Raw genomic sequence first — 21,531 nt, 5'->3', positions numbered from 1 at the left:
TCACACGGGCAGGCTGCGCCGTAGTGCGCTCGCGTGCCTGAGGTAGTCGAGCGCCAGCCCGGTCCGTCCCGCCGACCGGTGCAACTCGCCCAGGAGCTCGGTGGTCGAGGCCTCGCCGCTGCGGTCGCCGAGCTCCTGGAAGATCTCCAGCGACCGTTCGAGCCGGGTGGAGGCCGGCGCCAGTTCGCCGCGTGCCACCTGCATGCGGGCCAGGCTCTGCAGCGCGTACGCCCCGCAGTGCCGGTCCCCCAGCGACTCGAAGATCTCCAGCGCGTGCTGGTGGAAGGACATCGCCTGGTGCAGGTGGCCCATCTGCAGGCACACGCAGCCTTCGCGGTGGGCGTCCCCGAGCTCCAGGGCCAGCCGCATCGCCTGGCCGAGCGACTCCGAGGCCCGCTCCAGGTCGCCCGACCGCAGCAGGACCCGGCCGATCGACTGGCGGGCGAACGCCTCCCCGTGCCGGTCGCCGGTGGCCAGGAAGATGGCCAGCGCCTGCCTGAGATGTCCGAGCGCCTGCGCCTGCCTGCCGGTGAACTGGCTCACCGCCCCGAGGCCGCAGATGGAGGTGGCCTCGGCCCGCCTGTCCCCAAAGTCGTGAAATATCTGGCGGGATCGGATGAAGCCGTCCGCGGCCTCCTCGTACCTGTCCTGGTACAGGCTCACCTGGGCCAGCCCCCTGAGCATGGCGGCCTCGCCGTACCGGTCCCCGGCCGCGCGGGCGGCGGCCAGCGCGGCGGTGTGCGTGCCGCGCCACGTGTCGAGGTGGCAGTGCAGATCGAGGTACGGGACCATGGCGGCGGCCAGCCCCCACGCGGACTCGGCCAGCCCCAGCTCGGCCGCCACGCCCACCGCCCCTGCCAGCGCCTCGTGCTCGGCCTCGAACCAGCCGGCAGGATCGGAGGTCAGCCGCTCCAGCGTGCGCTCCGGCAGCCGCCAGCGCGGCGCCCTGGCCGCGGTCAGACTGAAGACCGTGGTCGGCAGCCGGGCCATGGCGTGCTCGGAGGTCGCGGTCCAGGCGGCCAGCACCCGCGTCACGGCCTCCGCCTCCAGGTGGGGACGGCCGCGTTCCATGGCGTGGCGGCCGATCAGGTCGGGCACGCGGTAGCGGGGCTGCCCCACCCGATCGGTCCCCACCACGTCCAGCAGGTTGCCGTCGACCAGCAGGTCCATGACGTCGTCCGCGCCGTGCCTGCCGAGCGCGGCGTCCACCACCCATCCCGGCAGCGCGGAGGCCCCGAAGAGCCCCAGCGCCCCCAGGGTGCGGGCGGCCTCGCCGGGCAGGCGCACGTACCCCCGGTCGAGGGTGGCGCGCACGTCCTTGAGCTCGCCCAGCCAGTCGTCCTCCAGCCGCTGCCGGAGCACGGCCAGCGACCAGCCGGGCCGTCCCGCCAGGCGGGCGCCCGCGTTCCTGACGGCCAGCGGCAGCCGCCCGCAGGCCGCCACGATGGCCAGGGCGTCCGCGCGCTCGCGGGCCACCCTGTCGGGTCCCGCGATGCCGCCGAGCAGCGACAGCGCCTCCTGCGGCGTCAGCGCGCCGAGCTGGACGCGTACCGCGCCGGGCAACTCGGTGATCCTGCGCCGGCTGGTGACGATCACCGCGCTGCCGCCGCCGGGCAGCAGCGGCCGCACCTGGGCGGCGTCGCGGGCGTCGTCGAGCAGCACCAGCATGGCCCGTTCCGCGAGCAGCGACCTGAACAGGGCCGAACGTTCGCGCAGCGTCGGCGGCGCGGCGTCCACGCCGAGCGCCCGCAGCGCCTCCGCCAGCAGATCGTCCGGCTCCCTGTCGTCCAGCTCCAGGTAGAGCTGGCCGGCGGGGAAGGCCCCGCGCAGCGCGTACGCGGCGTGCACGGCCAGCGCCGTCTTGCCCGCCCCCGGCGGCCCCGAGATCACCGCGACGTCGAAGGGCCCGCTCAGCGCGGCCATGGCCGCCGCCCTGCCGGTGAAGTCGGGCAGGTCGGGCGGGAGCTGGCGGGGCACGGCGGGCAGCGCGTCGTCCGCCAGGATCAGCTCGTACGCTCCACGCAGCTCGACCCCGGGCTCCACGCCGAGCTCGTCGACCAGCCGCGCCCTGATGGCGGCGAACGCGCGCAGGGCCTCCGCCTTCCTGCCGTCCCGATGCAGGGTCAGCACCAGGCGGCCCCACAGGTCCTCGCGGTAGGGGTGCTCGGCCAGCAGCCCGCGCAGCTCGGAGATCGCCCCGTCGTGGTCGCCCCGTTCGATCCTGCGGCTGATCAGCGCTTCCGCGGCGTGCAGGCGTACCTGGTGGAGGGGTTCGAGCCTGCGGTCCCAGACCGGGCTGCCCGGCAGATCGGCCAGCGGCGCGCCGCGCCAGAGCGCCAGCGCCCGCTCGAACTCGCCCCGATCGACGAGCTCCTCGAAGACCAGCAGGTCGAGCGCCCCGCCGGGGACATCGATCGCGTAGCAGGAGCCGTCGAAGCGCACGTGCCCGGAGCCGAGCTCCGAGCGCAGGGAGCTGACGTAGGTGCGCAGGTTGGACTGGGCGGAACGCGGCGGGCGGTGCGGCCAGAGCACCTCGACGAGCTGGTCGGCGCTGACCGGGTGACCGGCGTGAAGCAGCAGCGTGGCCAGCAACAGGCGGGGCTTCCTGCCGGAGATCCGGACGGGGCGCCCATCGGAGCGGACCTCCAGGGGCCCGAGCACGTGGAAGGTGACCGTCACGACAAGCTCCTCTTGCGGAGACCTGACAACGTTCTGTATCGGGTCTGGACGATTCTTGTGCGGCCTGCGCCGACTCTGGGATCAGAGGTCCCACGGGAAAGGATCACCCCATGAAGCTCACTGGAGCAATGGTCGCGGGCCTGGCATTGTTATTCAGCATCGGCACAGTCACCCCCGCCTCGGCCGACCCGGTACCGGAGTCGGAGCAGGCGCAGATCCTCGCAACGAACTTCCAGATGCCCTTCCCCTGCGGGCAGTCCTGGACGGGCAACTCCAGCGGGAGCAGCGCGCACCAGTCATGGGAGATCGACTTCAACCGGGGCAGCACCCCGGACGCCGACCTCGGCGACCCGGTCGTGGCCGCCGCGTCGGGCACCGTGGTGATCTCCTCGCACCAGGGCTCCGTGAACCGCTACGGCAACCTGGTCAAGATCGACCACGGTGGCGGCTACGCGACGTACTACGCCCACCTGAACACCCGCTCGGTCAGCGTCGGCCAGTCGGTGTCGCAGGGCCAGCAGATCGGCACGGTCGGCAACACCAGCGCGCCGGGCAACAACATCTCGCCCCACCTGCACTACGAGGTGCGCCTGGGCAACAGCTACCCGTCGAACATCCAGAAGGCCGTCTTCAACGGCGTCACCTTCGGCTACCCGAACCAGACGCTGACGTCCAGGAACTGCGGCGGGTCCAGCAACCCGTACACGCCGCAGGAGGTCTGCGGCGCGGGCTACGACGTGATCGACTCGGCCGCGCTCGGTGCCGACGGCACGGTCTACCTGCTCTACAACAGCGGCAACGGCAACAACTGCGTGACCACGCTCAAGGCGAAGTCACTCGGCACGGCCACGGCCACCAGCGCCTACCTGGAGGTGCAGGGAAGCGCGAGAAAGACGGACTCGGGCAACTTCGGCTACTACGCCGGGCCCGTCGTCGCGTCGGCCGCGAACAAGTGCGTCAAGTGGGGCGGCAAGGCCGGCTCCTCGACGTACGACAGCCCCTTGGAACACTGCGACTAGCGACAGCAGCGGGCGGCGGGCCTATGCCTGGGTGATCGTGTCGAGGACGTCGATCACGTACAGGCGGGGCTCGTCGCCCGGCGCCGGTACGGCGACGCGGCTGCCGACCCGGCGGCCGGCGAGCGCCTCCAGCCAGGCCGGCGGCATCGACCCCTGCTTCAGCGTGAACGCGCTCGGCCCGCCCCGCCGGTACGAGGAGTCCACGACCACCCGCGACGGCCAGGTGGCGGCCACGTACTGGACCACCACCTTCGAGCCCGCCACGATCTCCCTGCCCGAGCCGTCGATGAGCGTGCGGGGCGGCGAGGCCGGCGTGAGGTCGGCCGGGACGACCGGCAGGGTGCGGCCGACGAGGCGGGCGTCGGGCGGGTAGCCGCCCAGGATGTCGAAGACCAGCACCAGCGTGTCGGCCGGCGAGACGCCGCTCAGCGGCACGTTGGGCCCCAGGGCCTCGGCCGCGGGGCTGACCAGCATCACCCGGCTGCCCGCCGGCCGGCCGATGAGCGACTGCCGCCAGGTCTCCGACACCTTCCTGCCGTCGAAGACGACCGTGGTGGGCTGGTTGCCGTCGTAGGTGCTCATGTACGGCTGGTTTCCGGACCAGCGCCGGATGTCGACGTCGGCGAGCACCACGTCGCCGGGGATCGTGCGCCGCCCGCTGCCCACCGACAACACGGTGATCCGCGGCACGCGTCCCGGTTTGCCCTCGGGTATGGCGACGACCGGCTTGCTGCCGAACGCGCCTGTGACGACGGGTTGTGTGCCGTCCTCGCTCAGGCTGCCGCACGAGGTGGCGAGCATGAGCACGGCGGGCCAGAGCAGGCGCACGTTTCCTCCAATGACGGATCAGGCTTCCTCAGGTGCCGGATCCGAGAGGGTTACTTGCCGCAATGGCCAAAAGGAACGCATCGGGGCTCGCCATCTCACGGCAAAGGCGCGGGAGGATGGGGGGCGTGAGCAAGCCGAACCTGGCCCGCAGGGTCGCAGAGGCAGCCGAGATCGCGCTGGCCAACCGTAAGTACGTGACGTTCATCGATGTGGTGACGGGCCTGCGGTGGCTGCATTCCAGGCACGTGGACACCTGGCGGCAGGGCAGAACGGCCACGCTGGCCGAGCTGGCGGCGGTCGACGAGGACCGCCTGCGAACCACGGCCGCGCTGCTGCGGGACTGGGCGCAGGCCAAGGGGCTGCGCCCGGTGGAGACGCCCTACCTGGCCGGCACCCGCGACCGCCGCGAGCTGCGCTTCACCTCGCGCGACGGGCAGGAGGCGTTCCGGGTGCACTGGCTCTCGCCCGACCTCAGCGAGGCCAGGGTGCGGCGGCTCACGGAGGCGCAGAGCAAGGCGCCCGACCTGGTGGCGGTGGCCCCGCTGAACGCCTGGACGTGCGCGGGCTGCGGCGACACCGGCCCCTACCTGATCATGGAGGAGGAGCGGCCGCACTGCCTGACGTGCGCCGACCTCGACCACCTGGTGCTGCTGCCGTCGGGCAACGCGGCGCTCAGCCGCCGGGCCAAGCAGGAGAGCGGCCTGTCGACGGTGGTGGTGCGCTTCAACCAGCGGCGTAAGGTCTACCAGCGCATCGGGCTGCTGGTCGAGCAGGAGGCGCTGGACGCGGCCGAGGAGCGGTGCCTGGCGGATGAGGAGGTGCGCCTGCGCCGCCGCGAGCGCGACCAGGTGCGCAGGGCCGAGCAGGACGTGGAGTTCCAGGCGCGGATGGCGGCGGAGATCGCCCGGTTGTTCCCCGGCTGCCCCGAGGGCAGAGCCAAGGAGATCGCCGAGCACGCGGGCCAGCGCGGCAGCGGCCGGGTCGGCAGGACGGCCGCGGCCAAGGCGCTCGACGAGAACGCGATCACCCTGGCCGTGATCGCCTCGATCCGGCACCTCGACACCGACTACGACAGGATGCTGATGTCGGGTGTGCCCAGGATGGAGGCGCGCGAGCTGATCAAGGAGCGCATCGAGGCCAAGCTGGCGGAGTTCCGGCTCAGGTGACCGCGAGGCGCCGCGCGTACCTCTCCTCCCGCCACAGCCCCTTGTCCAGCACCTCCAGCAGGGTCGTCGCGGCGTCGTGGACGTCGGCGTAGCCGATGTACAGCGGCGCGAAGCCGAACCTGAGGACGTCGGGCGCCCTGAAGTCGCCGTGCACGCCCCGGTCGATCAGCGCCCGCATGACCGGGTAGCCGTCGGGGTGCAGGTAGCTCACCTGGCTGCCGCGCGCGGCCGGGTCGGCGGGCGAGGCGAGTTCCAGCGCGTCGCCGACCAGGTCGACGAAGAGCGAGGTCAGCGCGATGCTCTTGGCCCGCACGGCGTCCATGGGCACCCGCTCCCACACATCCAGCGCCGCTTCCAGCGCGGCGAACGACAACACGTGTGGCGTGCCCACCGCGAACCGCCTGACGCCCTCGGCCGGGCGGTAGCCGGGCTCGAACGCGAACGGCTCGGCGTGGCCGTTCCAGCCGGACAGGACGTTCTCGGCGGCGGCGTGGTGGCGCGGGTTGACGTACAGGAAGGCCGGGGCGCCTGGGCCGGCGTTGAGGTACTTGTAGGTGCAGCCGACGGCGAAGTCCGCCTGGGAGACGTCCACCTCCATGGCCCCGACGCTGTGGCACACGTCCCACACCATGAGCGCGCCGGCCGCCTGGACCTGCGAGGTGATCGACGGGACGTCGAGGCGGGCGCCGGTACGGTAGTCGACCTCGGCCAGCAGCACCACGGCCGCGTCCTCGAAGCCGCCCTCCGAGACGTCGCGCACCTCGTAGTCGCCGAGCAGCCCGGCCAGCCCCTGGATCATGTAGTGGTCGGTGGGGAAGTTGCGCACGTCGGAGACGATCACCCGGCGGTCCTGACGCAGCCTGAGCGCCGCGGCCACGGCCTGGTAGACCGCGATCGAGGTGGTGTTGCCCACCACGACCTGGCCGGGGCCGGCGCCGATCAGCGGGGCCAGCCGGTCGCCCGCCGTCAGCGGCTGGGCGTACCAGCCGGAGTGGTTCCAGCCGCCGACGAGCTCCTTGCCCCATTCGTCCTCGACGGTCTGCCGCACCCGCTCCGCGGTGCGCCTGGGCAGCGCGCCGAGCGAGTTGCCGACGAGGTAGACCACGCCCTTCGGCAGCACGAACTCGTCCTTGAACGCCCGCAGCGGATCGGCGGCGTCGAGGGCCAGGCAGCGGTCTCTGTTCACGGGTCACCCCTTACGTGATTCACCCCGTTCCGGTACTCACGGACCTACCAGTTCTGCACCGGGTTATGCGCGGCCAGGTTAGAGGGCGCCGAACACCGCTCGTACCGAGCCGAGCCCGTCGATACGCGCCTCGAACACCGCCCCCGGGCTCACGGGCACCACTGGGCCGAGCGCGCCGGTCAGCACCACGTCTCCGGCGCGCAGCGCGCGGTCGGTGCGGCCGAGCGTGGAGGCCAGCCAGACGGCGGCGTTGAGCGGGTTGCCCAGGCACAGGGCGCCCGAGCCGGTCGAGACCTCCTGATTGTCGCGCGTCCCCGTCAGCAGCATCGTCATCGCCGCCGCCCGCAGGTCGAGCCCCATCAGCGAGACGGGCGTGCTGCCCAGCACGAACGCCCCGGCCGAGGCGTTGTCGGCGATCGTGTCGGCCGGCGTGATGTCCCAGTCGGCGATGCGCGAGTCGGCGATCTCGATGGCGGGCAGCGCGAACTCCACCGCCCTGAGCACGTCGGCCACCGTGAAAGGCCCGCCGGCCAGGTCCTCGCCGAGCACCAGGGCGACCTCGGCCTCGGCCCTCGGCTGCAGGAAACGCTCCAGCGGGACGGGCAGCCCGTCGCCGTAGGACATGTCGGCGAAGAGCATGCCGTAGTCGGGCTGGTCGATGCCGAACTGCCGCTGCAGCAGCGCGTTGGTCACGCCGACCTTCCTGCCGACCAGCCGCCGTCCCTCGCCGAGCGCCCGTCGCGTGTTGATCTCCTGGACGGCGTACCCGTCGGCCGCCGTGCTGACCAGGTCCCTGATCGGCGCACACGGTTTGCCGGAACGCGCGGCCTCGGCCAGCCGGTCGGCGGCCTGGGTGCGCGCGTCCACGGCCTGGGACCATTCGTCATGCATCGGGCTGCTCCAGTTTGATGGTGATCGTGGTGGGTTCGGAGTAGAAGTCGAGTGACTGGGTGCCGCCCTGCCTGCCGATGCCCGACAGCCGCACGCCGCCGAACGGGGTCCGCAGGTCGCGTACGTACCAGGTGTTGACCCAGACGAGCCCGGCCTCCAGGCGCTGCGCCACCCGGTGGGCGCGGTCGAGGCTCGTGGTCCAGAGGGTGGCGGCCAGGCCGTACTCGCTGCCGTTGGCCAGGTCGACGGCCTCGGCCTCGCTGTCGAAGGGGGCGACGTGGCACACGGGACCGAAGATCTCCTCCCGATTGAATCTCGACCATTCCGATAAGCCTGTCACTACCGTCGGTTCCACGAAATATCCGGAATCGCGGTGGTCGCCGAACGCGGGGACGCCGCCCCCTGTCAGCACCTTGGCTCCCTCCGAGCGGGCCAGGGTGTAGTAAGAGAGCACCTTCTCACGGTGCTCCGCCGAGATCATCGGCTGGGGCTCGACCTCCTGGGCCCGGGCCGCGAGCCGCTCGCAGAACTCCTCGAAGATCGGCCGCTGCACGTAGAGCCGCTCGGTGCACAGGCAGACCTGGCCGCCGTTGGTGAAGACCGACTTCACGCTGCCCTCGATCGCCCGGTCGAGATCACAGTCCTCGAAGACCAGGCCGGCGTTCTTGCCGCCCAGCTCGAACGAGATCGGCTTGACCCGGTCGGCCACCGACCTCATGATCGACGTTCCGGTTCTGGTGGATCCCGTGAACGTGACCCCGTCCACGCCGGGGTGCTCGACCAGGAGGCGGCCGGCGGAGCCGTCCCCGAAGATGATGTTGACGACGCCCGGGGGCAGACCGGCGGCGGCGCAGATCTCGGCGAAGATCGCCGCCGAGCTCGGCGTGTGCTCCGACGGCTTGACCACCACGGTGTTGCCCGAGACCAGCGCGGGGGCGAGCTTCCACGTCATGAGCAGGAACGGCAGGTTCCACGGGACGATCACCCCGATCACGCCGAGCGGCCTGCGCACGGTGTAGCTGAGCACCCCCGACAGGTGGAAGGCGTCGTCGGGGCGCTGGGCGGCGATCTCGGCGAAGGCGCGGAAGTTGGCGATGCCGCGCGGGACGTCGAGCGTGCGGGTCTGGTCGAGTGGTTTGCCCGTGTCGGCGATCTCCGCCACCACCAGGTCGTCGAAGCGCTCCTCGATGCCCTCGGCCAGGCGGCGCATCCAGCCGGCGCGTTCGCCGACGGGCAGCGCCGCCCAGTCGCGGGCCGCCTCCCTGGCCGCGCGCACGGCCCGGTCGACGATCTCCGGATCGGCCTCGTTGACCTGCCTGACCACCGCGCCCGTCACCGGGTCATGGACGGGGAACGCTTTTCCCGCGACCACCGGCTCGCCACCGATGAAATGCGTCAGCACAACACCCTCCTCCTGTCTCTCCTGTATAGATCGTTAGGCGGACAACGGGAAACCCTCGATCGCATCGTCTCCCTCGAACGCGGTGCGCGCCATGCGCGATGCTGTAGCACATGAAGACCCGCATTGATCAGATAGCCGCCCATGACGGCACATTCGACGTCCACGTCTGGCTGCCCGACAACCCCGGACCCGGCATCCTGCTGGTCCAGGAGATCTACGGCGTCGGCCCCTACATCGAGAAGGTCGCGGCCGACCTGGCCGCGCGCGGATACGTGGTGGCCGCGCCCGACCTGTTCTGGCGCCTGCAGCCCCACTGGCAGGGCGAGCACACTCCGGAGGGCACGCAGGCGTCGATCGAGCTGTCGTCCGGCTTCGACTTCGCGCAGGGTGTGAGCGACTGCGCGCTCACCGTCGCCCATCTGCGCTCGATGCCCGAGGTGCGCGACGGGGTCGGCGCGGTCGGGTTCTGCCTGGGCGGCTCGATCGACTACACGCTGGCCACCCAGGTCGAACTGGACGCGGTCCTGTCCTTCTACGGCTCGGCCGTGCCCGACACGACCGGTCTCATGGACCAGATCACCGCGCCGCTCCTGTTCGTCTTCGGCGGCAGCGACCCCTACATCACCCGCGACCGGGTGGCCGTGGTGGAGGAGGCCGCGAAGGGCAGGCCGAACGTGGTCATGCACATCGAGGAGGAGGCCGGGCACGCCTTCCACAACAGCGAGTCGCCGATGTTCCACAACCCGGGGGCGGCGGAGCGTGCATGGGAGGTGGCCACGGCGTTCCTGACCGAGCACCTGCCGGTCCGTACGTGACCGCACGGCCCCCGTCGGGACCTGTCCGAACGGACATCTTCCGGTACCCCTAGATCATCCCCCATGATGGTGCGGTGGCGCGGACGTGGGAATTGTGGGGAAACGTCGTAATTGCTGGTACCTTTGCGCTTCCCCTGGCTCTGCCGGCGATCCTGCTCCTTTCGCGCCGCCGCACCCGAGCCGGCCACCCAGCGCCCCTGCGCACGTCGATCGCCGACGTCGGGATCGTGGTCGGCACCGCGCCGTGGGTGTGGATGATCCTCACCCCGTCCGGCGGCGAGGCGGGGGTCGGCCTCGTCCCGTTCGGCGATCTCGCAGAGCTGCACAAAGCGCCGTGGGAGACGGTGTTGGTGCAGGTCGGAGGCAATCTGCTGGTGTTCGCGGCGCTCGGGGCGCTGCTACCCGTACGCAGTGAGCGGATGTCCTCGACCGCCCGCGTTGCGGCCATCGCCGCGGCCTTTTCGGTCACCGTGGAGGTCCTCCAGTATGCCCTGCGACTCGGCCGTTTCTCCTCCGTCGACGACGTCATCCTCAACACGGCGGGCGCGGCGCTCGCATCTCTGGTTACTCGCCGCTGGTGGGCCCGCCGAGTACCGGCCAGGACCGTTCCACGGTAACGGCCCGCTAAAACACAGCGGAATTCACCACTTAGGCACGATCCGCTCAAAATCTGACCGCGACCAGCCCTCACTTCTGTGCGATCGTGGACAAGACGGGGCAAGTTCTCTGGAGACGCCACTACCTGGTTGGTGACAGAGGGTGATCATACGTGTCTGAATCCCCGGTACCCCACGAGCCCCCTATCTATCGCCGCATCGCCGACGGCCTGCGCGCCCGGATTCTGTCCGGCGAACTGCGCGACGGGGACCGACTGCCGGGCGAGAACGCACTCATGGCCGAATACGCGATCGCGCGCGCCACCGCAAGACAGGCGCTCGCCGTACTGATCAATGAAGGGCTGGCGGTACCGAAACGAGGTTCGGGGGTTTATGTGCGGCTGTTCAAACCGATACGCAGGCACGGCTCACGCCGCCTGTCACGAGAGCAGTGGGGTCAGGGGCATGCCATCTGGGATGCCGACACTCACGGCAGGCCTTTCGCGGTGGACCGGTTGGAGGTGGTGCTGGAGCGGGCCACGGAGGAGGTGGCCGGCATTCTCGACAGCGGCGAGGTATGGGTGCGTCGGCGCCGCTACTCGGTCGATGCCAGGCCCGTGCAACTGGCCACCTCCTACTTCCCCGCCCACCTGGTGGAAGGCAGCGCGATCACCCTCACCGAGACCGGCCCTGGCGGCGTCTACGCCAGGCTGGGCGACCTGGGCCTGCCACCGGCCCACTTCACCGAGGAGGTGCGGGCCCGCATGCCGGGGCCGCGCGAGAGCGCGCTGCTCGACCTGCCCGGAGGAACGCCGGTGATCGTGATCGCCAGGACGGCGTACACGGCGGGTGGAGTGCCTGTCGAAGTCAACGAGATGGTGCTGGACTCCGCGGCGTACATACTCCAGTACGACTTCGACGCGTAGTTCAACCCGATCTGTCAAACGATAGGTCAGGTTGACCTGTCCTTCACGATCATTGTCTTCTCTAGAGAAGTACCGCATCGTCGAAGGAGATGGAAACCTCGCCTGGGGGCCCGGGAAAGGTGGACAGCAATGTCCTTTGATCGGCACCTTGCCGAGATCGCCCGGGAGTACTCCCAGTGGACCATCTGGCGGAGCGACGCGGGCCGCTGGTGGGCCACGAGACACCATCCGATCAGCGCGGCGCAGCGCGATGCCGGATGTGCGATGACCATCGACGCGGACGACCCGGACGGCCTGCGCGACCAGCTCCGGGACCAGGAGAGAAGGGCCGGTGGGCAACAACCGCGGCGGACCGGCCCCGCACCTCCTTGAACGACGCCGGCCGTGGCTCCCCTGGCACGGCGTCCACGAGCAGCCCGGTGCCGGGTCCAGCGTCTCGGCGGCCCCGGTACCGGGCCCCCAAACCAGGAGGGGCCATAAACGCGGAAGCCTCCGACCCTATCGGGGGCGGAGGCTTCCGCTCAGCGGTCTGCGCCGATGTTACTTGTGCGCCTCGGACAGCCGGACGATGTGCACGTCGGTGTCGTCGGAGATGCTCTGCTGCTGCGGCTCCTCCTGCGGCTCGTCCGCCTCGTCGACGATGACCCGCACCTCATCCTGCGGCGAGGCGGGCGGCGTGGCCGCGTCGGGGATCAGCGGCCCGGCCGACGACTCGGTGCGCATGAGGTCGCTGAGCACCGAGCTGACCTCCGTCAACCGCCGTACGACCTCGGTGTGGGTGTTGGTCAGGTAGTCGACCCTGCGGCCCGCCTGCTCGTCGATGCTCGCGGCGCGCTGCTGCGCCTCCGTGAGCGTCGATTCGGACTCTCTGCGCGCCTCGGCCACGATCTGCTCGGCCTGCTCGGTGGCGGACTGCACCTGCTGCTCCGACTCCGTCTTGGCCGAGTTGAGCACCCGCTCGGCCTCGGCGCGCGACTCGCGCAGGGTCTCCTCGGCCTCGGTGCGGGCGGAGGTGAGCTGCTCCTCCGCGTCCGCGCCCGCCTGGGCCAGCATGCCCTCCGCCGCCTGAGTCGCCTCGCCCACCCTCCGCTCGGCCTCCGCCTGGGCGGAGGTGAGAATCTTGTCGGCGGTCTCACGGGACGTCGTCACGAGCCTGTCGGCCTCCGACTTCGACGCGTCGCGAACGCTGGACGCCTCGGCCTCGGCCTCCTCCCGTTTGGCCGCGGCCTCCTCCTCGCCGAGCCGCAGGATCTGGGCGAGCCTGGGGCTGAGGTCCTCATAGCTCTGGGGTGTCTCGACCATGCGGCGCCTGGCCTCGGCCAGCTCGATGCGACCCTGTTCCGCCTGGTCGATCGCCCGTGCCAGCCGCTCTTCCAGATCTCTCACTTGGTTACGGGTCCGGATCATGTAGTCGTGGACCTGGCGGCGGTTGTAGCCGCGCATCACGACCTCGAAGGTGTCCTCTTGCATCAGATCGGGAATGCTCTCGTGCTGGTTTGTCATGGGGGTTACCTAAGGGTGGTTTGCGTGCGGCGGGGGAAAACTGCGGGTTGTGATGGTCTGACGACGAGACGTCAGGAAACGACTTTCCTGCCAACTGCCCACGTCCGCAACCCGAACGCCATACCTGAACCGGGAATTACGATGTGACGGATGTACATAGCAGCGTTGGGCGACGGAGCTGTCCCGGACATACACCCAGAAGCCTACATAGCACCTAGTGCGACCGTGGTGGGCAAGGTGCGCATCGGCCGGGCATCCAGCATCTGGTACGGCTCCGTTCTCCGGGGGGATGACGAGCGGATCGAGATCGGCGAAGAGTGCAACGTACAGGATCTTTGCTGCCTCCACTCCGACCCTGGTGAGCCCGCGATCCTGGAAGATCGCGTCAGCCTGGGACACAAGGCCATGGTGCACGGCGCCCACGTGGAGGCGGGCGCGCTGATCGGCATCGGCGCCATCGTGCTCGGCGGCGCCCGCATCGGCGCGGGCACGCTGGTGGCGGCGGGCGCGCTCGTCGGCCCGGGCAAGAAGATCCCGTCCGGGGTGCTGGTCGCCGGGGTGCCCGGCAAGATCGTGCGCGAGCTGACCGACGACGACCGGGCTTCCTTCGCCCGTACGCCGGACAACTACATGGCCAAGGCGCTCAGGCACCGGCAGGCGTCATCGCTTTGATCAGGACGTCGTCCGGCACCGAGGCGCTGTTGAGCGGATCGGCGTACTCGGGCAGCTCCGGCCGCAGGAAGCGGACGAAGTCCACGGTCACCTTGAGGTCGGGCCGGCCCTTGACCTGTTTGGCGTTGCCCTTGGCGGCGTCTTTCTTGAGCGTGCTGTAGCTGTCCCAGTCGGTGGAGGCGCTCACGCCCCACTGCAGCACGTCGGGAAGGGTCGAGGGCCAGCGCCGGCCGACCTTCCACGCGCCGCCCTCCTCCTTGTACAGCGCGATGAAGGCGCGGCCCACCCGGCCCAGGGCCAGCTCCACCCAGCCGTCGCCGACGGGCAGCTCGCTGGGCTTGGAGCTGCCGTCCTTGGTGTACTTGACCTCGACCTGGCCGCTCTTGTCGCCGGTGCCGGTGGTGACCGACACCCAGTTGGGGTTGGCGTACGAGCCGGGCTGCCTGGCCATCAGCCCGCCCAGCGAGAACTTCCGTTTGGGCTTGCCGCCCTTCTCGCCCTCGACCTTGACCCTGGCGTGCATGAGGATGTCGCCGGCCAGCTCCTGGTACACGAAAGGGCCGCGGAAGCCGTCGAACCAGGCCGAGGTGTTGGGCTCCAGGTACATCGAGCCTTTCGCGGTCTTGTTCACGTCGTACTTGGTGAGCCTGTCGACGTCCTTCTCGGTCTGGCTGAGTTTGGTCCACATCGACAGGTCCGCCGCGTCGGCGAACTCCGTCGAGGCCTCGCCCACCTCTCCGCCGGACGCCGGCGGCGTGGCCCTGTCCAGCGTGAGCACACCCGGCCCTGTAGGTGACGGCTGCTGCGCCGTGGTGACCGCGCCGCAACCGGAGAGCACGCCGACAACCGCCAAGGCTCCTGCTACCTTCGCCCTCATAGCGGACATTCTGCCGTGAATTACCAATGGATGATCCGAACCGGCCCAGTACGATGACGGCCGTGCGACCCTGGGATGCGTTCACCGCCACGGAGGCGGAGGTCCGGACGATGGTCGCGGACCCGCGCTGGCAGGGGCTCTCCGTGGCCGATCGCGCCCATGTGCTGGCCGCCAGGGTGCTGGTGACCCCCGACGGCGACAGGTGGCTGTTCGGCGCGCACGCGCGCTGGCACCTGCACGACCCCGCCGACGGCCGCTGGCATCTCGCGCCGCCGCCGAGAAGCGTCAGGGCGCGCCAGGTCGGCCATCCCTCGGCCGTGCTGCCCGAGGCCGTGATCCCGCACGGTTACGACTTCCACGCCGAGCCTGGCTCCACGCAGGCGTTCGTCGGGCCCGACGTCTCGGAGTCGCTCACCGAGCGGCTCAGGGTGCTGCTGCGGGCCGGCGGGCGCAAGTCGGAGCTGGACTATCCGCTGACGGCCTTCGACGAGATCTTCGCCTCCGACGTGCCGGGCACGGTGGCCGCGGTGTGGGGGACGATCATGTGGTGCGCGTACGCGCCTGCCTTCGACGGCAACGAGCGGTTGATCACCGTGTTCGGCGAGTACCTGCGCCGTTCGCTGCCCGGCGACGAGTGGGTGCGCTGGCTGCCCGCGCCGCCGCTGCGCGACCTCGTCACGCTGGTGGCCGAGCGCCTGCGGGCCGGCCGGTCGCGCGAGGCGCTGCGACTGGCCGCCACGATGGCCGACGCCGCCCAGATCCTCATGTCCGACACCCGGTTCAGGCCCCGGGCGCTGGCGCTGCTGACGATGGTCGAGCCCATGCTGCGCCGCCCCGGCCTCGACGCCGCCCACGAGGACGACGAGGCGATGCGCCGGGCCTGGCTTGAGCGCTGTCCGTCGCGGCTGTGCCGGGCGCTGCTGCCCGAGAACGATCCCGGGGCGCACTTCTCCCACACCGTCTACGACCTGGTCGAGGCGCTGGCCTTCATGCCCGATCCGCAACGGGCGGCGGCCGCGTTCCTGGCCGACCTGTCCGACTCCAAGGGCGTGCTGCCCGGCCGGCTGGACCACCGGCTCAGGCTGGCCTACGGGGAGCTGGAGCGGGCCGGGCTCACCGGCACCTCCGCCAACGAGGCGACCCAGCCGGACGGCTTTCCCGTCCAGGCGGCTCTCGCGCCGCCCGTGCTGGAGGTGATGCCGCCGGATCGGGACGGAGCGGCGGCGGTACTGGGGGCCGCCTACGCCACGGGTCTCGCGTGGGGGCGGCTGACGGGTGCCAAGGTGCCACAAAGCGGGCTCGCCGGGCAGGTGGCACTTGTACGGAAGATGGTCCACGAACGCGACGACAGCCACACAAGGCACACGTAAACCACAAATACCGTTATTTCACTCTATCCCCTCGTATAACGCCCCACACTCCAGCGATAGGAAATTCGCTGAATTGTGATCTCGGAATCGGGAAATGATCCCACCGGGGCCCCGAGACGCGGAAAGGAATGGCCCCGATGGGCCATGTCGCCGGGAGGGACTGCGCCGTAACCTCGTAGAGGGTGTGGGCTGCGGAAGGAAGGACGACGCGGTGGGGCACGATGACCTGGACTCTCGGGTCCACGACCGTGTCGCGTTGGACGAGATTGCGCTCTACGCCGAGGTGCTCACGGCCGTGGCTGTCAGCGAGCGGCGGCTGACCTTGGACGAACTCGACGACGCGCTCGGATTGCGGACTTCGGCGAGTCGCTGAAGACCAACAACGATTACTAGCCCCGGGAACCTAGTTCCCGACTCCGGTAAGGGGTCAGGGACCACGGTTTCCGGGGTTTCACATAACTAGTCAATCGCGCCGCGCGCACTCCTACGAACGGACGAGGCGCGCGATCGCCGCGGACGCCTCCTTGACCTTCGCCTCGGCCTCGGGGCCCCCGCTGTTGATGGCGTCGGCCACGCAGTGGGAGATGTGCTCCTCCAGCAGCCCCAGAGCGACCGCCTGAAGGGCCCGCGTGGCGGCGGAGACCTGGGTGAGCACGTCGATGCAGTAGGCATCGTCGTCGACCATGCGCTGCAGGCCCCTGATCTGTCCTTCGATACGCCTGAGGCGCGTCAGATAGGCCTGCTTGTCTCCGCTGTACCCATGCATGCTTCTACGGTACCCGTAACCCGTATCAGCGGAGGTCGGCGATCAATTTCTCCCACTGCACGGCCACCTCGTCGGCCGAGTGACGCGCGGCGGTGTCACGCGCGCCGGCCGCGAGCGAGCGCCGCCTGCGCTCGTCGTCGATCAGCGCCAGCAGCGCCGCCGCGAAGAACTGGAGATCGCTCTCCGTCTCCGGCACCAGCACCCCGTTGTAGCCCGTCGCCACGAACTCCTTGGGCCCCCTGGCACCCTCGAAGGCCACCACGGGCACCCCGCAGCCCATGGCCTCCAGGACCGCCATCCCCAGGTCCTCGACGCGCGAGGTGCTGGCCACGATCGACGCCTTGGCGAACTCGCCCGCCAGGTCAGGCGTCGTGCCCATGAAGTAGACGTGGTTGTGCAGGTTGAGGTCGCGTACCAGCGCGCGCAGCCGCCGCTCCTCGGGGCCGCCGCCGTACAGGCGCAGCCGCCAGTCGGGACGTTTGTCCGCCACGATCGCGAACGCCCTGATCAGCCGGTCGTACGACTTGGCCGGCACCCATCGCCCGCCCGCGGCCACGATCCTGTTGTCCATCCGCGAGCGCGGCCACGGGCCGCTCGGCAGCGCGTCCAGCAGGGAGTGCACGGCGGGCGCGCCGCCCAGGAGCAGGTCCCATTCCTCCTGGGCCGACTCGGTGGCCGTCACGACGGCGTCCAGGCGCGGATAGAAACGTTTGACGGGCGTGGGCACGGCCGGCCGCCCCCACTCCCTGGCGATCTTCATGGTGTCGCGCGGCGCGTGCCTGGCGGCCTGGACACCAAGCCCCGGCCTGGTGGTGATGAGAACGTCACTCTTGAGATTGCGCAGCAGCCGCCAGAGCGCGACCTCGGCGCGCACCTGGCCGCGCGGCAGCAGATGCCTGACCCCGGGCCTGGCGTCGATCACGCTGCGCATGGCCACGTCGGGGCCGATGGGGAAGAACGGCTTCTCCTTCTGCCGCCTGACGCTGATCACCTCGACGTCGTGCCGCCGCGACAGGGCGGTGGCCAGGTTGAGCGTGGCCCGTACGTCGCCGCGCATGGCGTAGGCGGAGGCGAGGACGAGGCTGACCTTCATCCCCCCACCTCGATCCGCAGCTCGTCGTCGGCGGTGTAGCAGGGCCTGATGGGCACGCCGTCCACCTTGAAGGAGGGGTAGTGCAGCCGGCGGCGCTTGCCGTCGACGTCGTCGAGCCGCGAGCCCAGCTTGAGCGGCGTGGACACGCCCTCGACCCGCAGCGCGGGCTCCCAGGTGCCGGAGCCCGCGGCGGCCTCGGGGTCGGCGGCGACCACGTCGACGAGCGAGACGGCCGCGTGGAAACGCACCCCCTGGACGGTGGCCGTGGCCGACACCCTGGCGCTGGTCTGCCTGCGGTCGAGGGTCAGCATGGCCTCGTGGCGCGAGTCGTCGTCATCGAGCCCGGTGTAGGCCAGCAGGCCCATCACCTCGAAGCGGCCCTCCCTGAACCAGATCGCCCGCACCTCGGCCACCGGCTCGGCGTCGGAGATCTTCAGCGCGAGGAAGCCGTTGCGCGTGCGGTAGGAGCGGTAGGCGAGGGTGCGCCTGCACAGGGCGTAGGCGTCGAGGTGGTCGAGCGAGAAGCCGGGATCGACGCTGCGCAGCCGGCTGCGTTTGCCGTCGCGGCGCAGGTAGGCGTCCCAGCGTCCGGCGGTGAGCTCCAGCGGCGCCAGCGAGACCGCCAGCGTGGCCTCGCGCGCCCTGGCCCCCGGCGTGCCGAGCAGCACGTCGCGTTCGACCCCCGTGGTGCGATGCCTCAGCACGAGCTCCGTGCCGTCCTGCAGGGGTTCGTCAATGGCGAGTCGAAGGGAGAGCACGTCGGCCAGGGTGACTTCGGCGTCCGTGACGACGACGCCCATCACGAGCCCCCTCCCCGTCGAATAAGGCCATGCGACGTTGAGGTTACCGTGATTTTCCCGTTATGTGGATGCCGGATTTCGGGTCACCACCCCCGATGACGTGCGAAACTCCTCCACAAAGCCTGTGGAGGAGTCCGACAATCAGCGGTCAGGAAGCGCCTTTTACCGACTTGATCAAGAGCTGGGCCACGTCCACGACTTCGAGCGACTCCTTGGCCCCGCCGTTGTTCTTCTTCTCGTTGATCGCGTCGCCGAGCATCACCATGCAGAATGGGCAGGCCGTGGAGACGGTGTCGGGATCGGTGGTCAGCGCCTCCTCCACCCGCTCGGTGTTGATGCGCTTGCCGATGCGCTCCTCCATCCACATGCGCGCGCCGCCGGCGCCGCAGCAGAAGCCGCGGTCCTTGTGGCGGTGCATCTCCTGCGTCCGCACACCGGGCACCTTGGCCATGATGTCGCGGGGCTGGGAGTAAACCTTGTTGTGGCGGCCGAGGAAGCACGGGTCGTGGTAGGTGATCTTCTCCTCGATCGGGGTGATCGGGGTGAGCAGACCCTCGTCGACCAGCTTCGCCAGCAGTTGCGTGTGGTGCACGACCTCGTAGGTGCCGCCGAGTTGCGGATACTCGTTGGCCAGGGTGTTGAAGCAGTGGGGGCAGGTGGCGACGATCTTCTTGACCCCGGCCTCGTTGAGCGTCTCGATGTTCTGCTGGGCGAGCATGTTGAACAGGTACTCCATGCCCAGGCGGCGGGCCGGGTCGCCGGTGCACGCCTCCATCGGGCCGAGCACCGCGAACTTCACGCCCGCGATGTGCAGCAACTCCGCCACGGCCTTGGTGGTCTTCTTGGCGCGGTCCTCCAGCGCGCCCGCGCAGCCCACCCAGAACAGGTATTCGGCGTCCTGGGGCATCTTCTCCTCGACCACCTCGACCTCGAAATCGAGTTCGGTGATCCAGTCGGCCCGCTTCATCTCGGACATGCCCCACGGGTTGCCCTTGTTCTCCAAGTTCTTGACCATCACCCCCGCCTCGGACGGGAACGACGACTCCACCATCACCTGGTAGCGGCGCATGTCGAGGATGTGGTCGATGTGCTCGATGTCCACCGGGCACTGCTCGACGCAGGCGCCGCAGTTGGTGCACGACCACAACACGTCTGGGTGAATGACGCCGTCCTCGCCCACGAGGGGCTTCTCCAGCAGCGCCAGCACGTCCGTGTCCTTGTGCTCGACGCCGTTCTGGGCCGCCATCAGGTACGGGGCCACCTGGAAGGCGTGGTCGCGCTGGTCGAGGATGAGCATCTTCGGCGACAGCGGCTTGTCGGTGTTCCAGGCCGGGCACTGCGACTGGCAGCGGCCGCACTCCGTGCAGGAGTAGAAGTCGAGGAAGCCCTTCCACGTCGTGTCGGCGATCTTGCCTCGGCCGAGCCGCTCGGGGTCGAGGTCCTCGTCCTCGAAGTCGACGACCTTGCCGTCCACCCGCATCTCCTGCGCGGCCCCCATGCCGTCGGGGCGGCGGGAGAAGAGCACGTTCAGCGGCGCGGTGAAGATGTGCAGGTGCTTGGAGTTCACCACGATGACCAGGAACACCAGCATGAAGCCGATGTGCAGGAGCAGCGCGATCTCCTCCAGCAGCGGGCTGGCGGGCAGCGCGTCGCCCAGCGCGAGCGAGACGAACGCGCCGGAGGAGTAGGGGAAGTTGCCGGTCGCCGCCGCCGCGCCGCGGGCCAGGAACAGCGTCCAGATGATGTTGAAGATCATGAACAGGACGAGCCAGGCGCCGCCCAGGTGGGAGCCCGAGAAACGGGACTCGCGGCCCAGCGTCTTGGGTGAGTTCTTGATCCGGATCGCGGCGAAGGCGATCAGGCCGAGCACGCAGGCGACCGCGATGAAGTCCTGCAGGAAGCCGAGCACGCCCCAGGTGCCGATGAGCGGGATGTGGAAGTCGGGGCGCCCGGTGATCGCCCCTTGGATGATCGCGCCGTACGCCTCGATGTAGACGGTCAGCAGGATGAAGAACGCCCACATGACGAAGAAGTGAGCGGTGCCCGACGGCGTCCACTTGAGCAGCTTCTTCTGCCCGAACACCTCGACGAGCTGCGCTTTCGCCTCAGCGGCCGCGTTCGTTTTGGCGTATTCGATCCGCTCGGGCGCGGGTGGCCCCACGGTCGCGAGCTTGTACAGAAACAGCGCCCTGCGACCGGCCACGGCCACCGCCGCGACCGTCATGACCAGCCCGATGATCGCTACCCAGAGCACGGGTCCTCCCACAGACGACGTTCACCCACTTGCGATACTACTAATCAGTAACATCACCGGCGTACGCGACATACCCTATGGTCACCGCCATGTCCAGAACAATGCTCTATCCGCCCATGTACCTCTGGATCGTCGGCGCGAGCAACTCGACCAGTTCCTCCTCGCTCGCGCTCGCCAGGGGCTCCAGCTTCAGCACGTAGCGTCCCATGATCACGCCGAACATCTGCGAGAACGCGGCCTCGATCCGCAGATGCGGCACCCCGAGCCGGCCCGCCACCTGGAAGAGCAGCGCGTTGGTGATGAACTCGCGGAACATGCCGACCGCCTGCTCGTTGGTCATGGCAGAGCGGATCAGCGCGATCATCGGCTCGCGGGTCTCGGGGGCGGCGGTCGCCCGCAGGAGCAGGCGCACGAGCCGCTCCCCGATCTCTTCTCGCGGCCCCTCCACCAGCAGCTGGATGACCTCGTCAGGGCTGATCGGCAGCTTCATCGCCGCCGCGAACATGCCCTCCTTGGTGTCGAAATAGTGGTGCACGAGCGCCGGATCGACCTTGGCCTCCCTGGCGATGCCGCGCACGGTGGCCTTGTCGAACCCCTTCTCCGCGAACACCCGCCTGGCCGCCGTGAGGATCTCACCGCGCGTGTCGGCCGACCCGGGCCGGCGACCCGGACGCCTAGGAGCGGTCAT

General features: G+C 69.9%; 20 protein-coding genes. 8 read left to right on the top strand and 12 right to left on the bottom strand.

Going from position 1 to position 21,531, the window contains the following annotated elements; translation table 11 throughout:
- Window positions 1-2,679: an AfsR/SARP family transcriptional regulator gene (locus ACFOY2_RS31990; protein WP_379531819.1), complete on the bottom strand. Its 2,679-nt coding sequence runs from the start codon at window positions 2,677-2,679 to the stop codon at window positions 1-3.
- Between the two features lie 110 nt (window positions 2,680-2,789).
- Here ACFOY2_RS31990 and ACFOY2_RS31985 point away from each other — a divergent pair, with 110 nt between their 5' ends.
- Window positions 2,790-3,698, top strand: a complete 909-nt coding sequence (locus ACFOY2_RS31985) for a M23 family metallopeptidase (protein ID WP_379531818.1) — start codon at window positions 2,790-2,792, stop codon at window positions 3,696-3,698.
- 21 nt (window positions 3,699-3,719) lie between these two features.
- Here ACFOY2_RS31985 and ACFOY2_RS31980 read toward each other — a convergent pair whose 3' ends face one another.
- Window positions 3,720-4,526 (bottom strand): FKBP-type peptidyl-prolyl cis-trans isomerase, encoded by an 807-nt coding sequence (locus ACFOY2_RS31980; RefSeq protein WP_379531817.1) that lies wholly within the window; start codon window positions 4,524-4,526, stop codon window positions 3,720-3,722.
- A gap of 116 nt (window positions 4,527-4,642) precedes the next feature.
- Between ACFOY2_RS31980 and ACFOY2_RS31975 the strand changes: the two genes are divergently transcribed.
- The gene (locus ACFOY2_RS31975; protein ID WP_379531816.1) at window positions 4,643-5,692 is read left to right on the top strand and encodes a DUF2293 domain-containing protein; all 1,050 of its coding nucleotides are present in this window, start codon (window positions 4,643-4,645) and stop codon (window positions 5,690-5,692) included.
- On the opposite strand, the gene kynU is transcribed toward ACFOY2_RS31975, so the two are convergent.
- From kynU to ACFOY2_RS31960, 3 genes are all read right to left on the bottom strand, one after another.
- Window positions 5,685-6,878: a kynureninase gene (kynU, locus tag ACFOY2_RS31970; protein WP_379531815.1), complete on the bottom strand. Its 1,194-nt coding sequence runs from the start codon at window positions 6,876-6,878 to the stop codon at window positions 5,685-5,687. The two genes, ACFOY2_RS31975 and kynU, sit on opposite strands and share 8 nt — an antisense overlap.
- A 78-nt stretch (window positions 6,879-6,956) precedes the next feature.
- A complete protein-coding gene (locus ACFOY2_RS31965; RefSeq protein WP_379531814.1) occupies window positions 6,957-7,769 on the bottom strand; it encodes a 2-keto-4-pentenoate hydratase in 813 nt (270 codons plus the stop codon).
- A complete protein-coding gene (locus tag ACFOY2_RS31960) occupies window positions 7,762-9,171 on the bottom strand; it encodes an aldehyde dehydrogenase family protein (protein WP_379531813.1) in 1,410 nt (469 codons plus the stop codon). Before ACFOY2_RS31960 ends, ACFOY2_RS31965 begins: the two co-directional genes overlap by 8 nt.
- 110 nt (window positions 9,172-9,281) lie before the next feature.
- On the opposite strand from ACFOY2_RS31960, the gene ACFOY2_RS31955 reads away from it, so the two are divergent.
- From ACFOY2_RS31955 to ACFOY2_RS31940, 4 genes are all read left to right on the top strand, one after another.
- Entirely contained in the window at window positions 9,282-9,986 is a 705-nt protein-coding gene (locus tag ACFOY2_RS31955) for a dienelactone hydrolase family protein (RefSeq protein WP_379531812.1), read from the top strand.
- A 74-nt stretch (window positions 9,987-10,060) separates the two neighbouring features.
- Complete coding sequence (locus ACFOY2_RS31950) at window positions 10,061-10,603, top strand: VanZ family protein (protein WP_379531811.1); 543 nt, start codon at window positions 10,061-10,063, stop codon at window positions 10,601-10,603.
- A 152-nt stretch (window positions 10,604-10,755) separates the two neighbouring features.
- A complete protein-coding gene (locus ACFOY2_RS31945; protein ID WP_379531810.1) occupies window positions 10,756-11,508 on the top strand; it encodes a GntR family transcriptional regulator in 753 nt (250 codons plus the stop codon).
- A gap of 129 nt (window positions 11,509-11,637) precedes the next feature.
- Window positions 11,638-11,880, top strand: a complete 243-nt coding sequence (locus ACFOY2_RS31940) for a hypothetical protein (RefSeq protein ID WP_357806850.1) — start codon at window positions 11,638-11,640, stop codon at window positions 11,878-11,880.
- A 168-nt stretch (window positions 11,881-12,048) separates the two neighbouring features.
- On the opposite strand, the gene ACFOY2_RS31935 is transcribed toward ACFOY2_RS31940, so the two are convergent.
- Entirely contained in the window at window positions 12,049-13,011 is a 963-nt protein-coding gene (locus ACFOY2_RS31935; protein ID WP_379531809.1) for a hypothetical protein, read from the bottom strand.
- Window positions 13,012-13,161: 150 nt separating this feature from the next.
- Between ACFOY2_RS31935 and ACFOY2_RS31930 the strand changes: the two genes are divergently transcribed.
- A complete protein-coding gene (locus tag ACFOY2_RS31930) occupies window positions 13,162-13,683 on the top strand; it encodes a gamma carbonic anhydrase family protein (RefSeq protein WP_379531808.1) in 522 nt (173 codons plus the stop codon).
- On the opposite strand, the gene ACFOY2_RS31925 is transcribed toward ACFOY2_RS31930, so the two are convergent.
- Window positions 13,655-14,560, bottom strand: coding sequence for a hypothetical protein (locus tag ACFOY2_RS31925; RefSeq protein ID WP_379531807.1), 906 nt, complete (start codon window positions 14,558-14,560; stop codon window positions 13,655-13,657). The genes ACFOY2_RS31930 and ACFOY2_RS31925 overlap by 29 nt on opposite strands.
- A 53-nt stretch (window positions 14,561-14,613) precedes the next feature.
- Between ACFOY2_RS31925 and ACFOY2_RS31920 the strand changes: the two genes are divergently transcribed.
- A complete protein-coding gene (locus tag ACFOY2_RS31920; RefSeq protein WP_379531806.1) occupies window positions 14,614-15,930 on the top strand; it encodes a hypothetical protein in 1,317 nt (438 codons plus the stop codon).
- A 484-nt stretch (window positions 15,931-16,414) separates the two neighbouring features.
- Here ACFOY2_RS31920 and ACFOY2_RS31915 read toward each other — a convergent pair whose 3' ends face one another.
- The 5 genes from ACFOY2_RS31915 to ACFOY2_RS31895 all read right to left on the bottom strand — a co-directional run bounded on the left by ACFOY2_RS31915 (window position 16,415) and on the right by ACFOY2_RS31895 (window position 21,531).
- The gene (locus tag ACFOY2_RS31915; RefSeq protein ID WP_043615428.1) at window positions 16,415-16,696 is read right to left on the bottom strand and encodes a metal-sensitive transcriptional regulator; all 282 of its coding nucleotides are present in this window, start codon (window positions 16,694-16,696) and stop codon (window positions 16,415-16,417) included.
- Between the two features lie 25 nt (window positions 16,697-16,721).
- Window positions 16,722-17,789, bottom strand: coding sequence for a glycosyltransferase (locus ACFOY2_RS31910; RefSeq protein WP_379531805.1), 1,068 nt, complete (start codon window positions 17,787-17,789; stop codon window positions 16,722-16,724).
- On the bottom strand, window positions 17,786-18,589 hold the full coding sequence (locus tag ACFOY2_RS31905) for a hypothetical protein (RefSeq protein WP_379531804.1): 804 nt from the start codon (window positions 18,587-18,589) through the stop codon (window positions 17,786-17,788). Before ACFOY2_RS31905 ends, ACFOY2_RS31910 begins: the two co-directional genes overlap by 4 nt.
- A 148-nt stretch (window positions 18,590-18,737) precedes the next feature.
- A complete protein-coding gene (locus tag ACFOY2_RS31900) occupies window positions 18,738-20,843 on the bottom strand; it encodes a (Fe-S)-binding protein (RefSeq protein ID WP_379531803.1) in 2,106 nt (701 codons plus the stop codon).
- Between the two features lie 106 nt (window positions 20,844-20,949).
- Window positions 20,950-21,531: a TetR/AcrR family transcriptional regulator gene (locus ACFOY2_RS31895; RefSeq protein WP_379531802.1), complete on the bottom strand. Its 582-nt coding sequence runs from the start codon at window positions 21,529-21,531 to the stop codon at window positions 20,950-20,952.

The sequence above is a fragment of the Nonomuraea purpurea genome (assembly GCF_042650645.1).
In the GTDB taxonomy this organism is placed as follows: Bacteria; Actinomycetota; Actinomycetes; order Streptosporangiales; family Streptosporangiaceae; genus Nonomuraea; species Nonomuraea purpurea.
Note: the sequence above shows the minus strand (reverse complement) of the source record. Positions and strands in the feature narration are given on the sequence as shown.

Coding starts and splice junctions, on each gene's coding strand:
- ACFOY2_RS31920 (WP_379531806.1), top strand. CDS start 14,614: ATGACGGCCGTGCGACCCTGGGATGCGTTCACCGCCACGGAGGCGGAG.
- ACFOY2_RS31915 (WP_043615428.1), bottom strand. CDS start 16,696: ATGCATGGGTACAGCGGAGACAAGCAGGCCTATCTGACGCGCCTCAGG.
- ACFOY2_RS31930 (WP_379531808.1), top strand. CDS start 13,162: ATGTACATAGCAGCGTTGGGCGACGGAGCTGTCCCGGACATACACCCA.
- ACFOY2_RS31925 (WP_379531807.1), bottom strand. CDS start 14,560: ATGAGGGCGAAGGTAGCAGGAGCCTTGGCGGTTGTCGGCGTGCTCTCC.
- ACFOY2_RS31940 (WP_357806850.1), top strand. CDS start 11,638: ATGTCCTTTGATCGGCACCTTGCCGAGATCGCCCGGGAGTACTCCCAG.
- ACFOY2_RS31910 (WP_379531805.1), bottom strand. CDS start 17,789: ATGAAGGTCAGCCTCGTCCTCGCCTCCGCCTACGCCATGCGCGGCGAC.
- ACFOY2_RS31935 (WP_379531809.1), bottom strand. CDS start 13,011: ATGACAAACCAGCACGAGAGCATTCCCGATCTGATGCAAGAGGACACC.
- ACFOY2_RS31955 (WP_379531812.1), top strand. CDS start 9,282: ATGAAGACCCGCATTGATCAGATAGCCGCCCATGACGGCACATTCGAC.
- ACFOY2_RS31975 (WP_379531816.1), top strand. CDS start 4,643: ATGGGGGGCGTGAGCAAGCCGAACCTGGCCCGCAGGGTCGCAGAGGCA.
- ACFOY2_RS31965 (WP_379531814.1), bottom strand. CDS start 7,769: ATGCATGACGAATGGTCCCAGGCCGTGGACGCGCGCACCCAGGCCGCC.
- ACFOY2_RS31895 (WP_379531802.1), bottom strand. CDS start 21,531: ATGACCGCTCCTAGGCGTCCGGGTCGCCGGCCCGGGTCGGCCGACACG.
- ACFOY2_RS31905 (WP_379531804.1), bottom strand. CDS start 18,589: ATGGGCGTCGTCGTCACGGACGCCGAAGTCACCCTGGCCGACGTGCTC.
- ACFOY2_RS31985 (WP_379531818.1), top strand. CDS start 2,790: ATGAAGCTCACTGGAGCAATGGTCGCGGGCCTGGCATTGTTATTCAGC.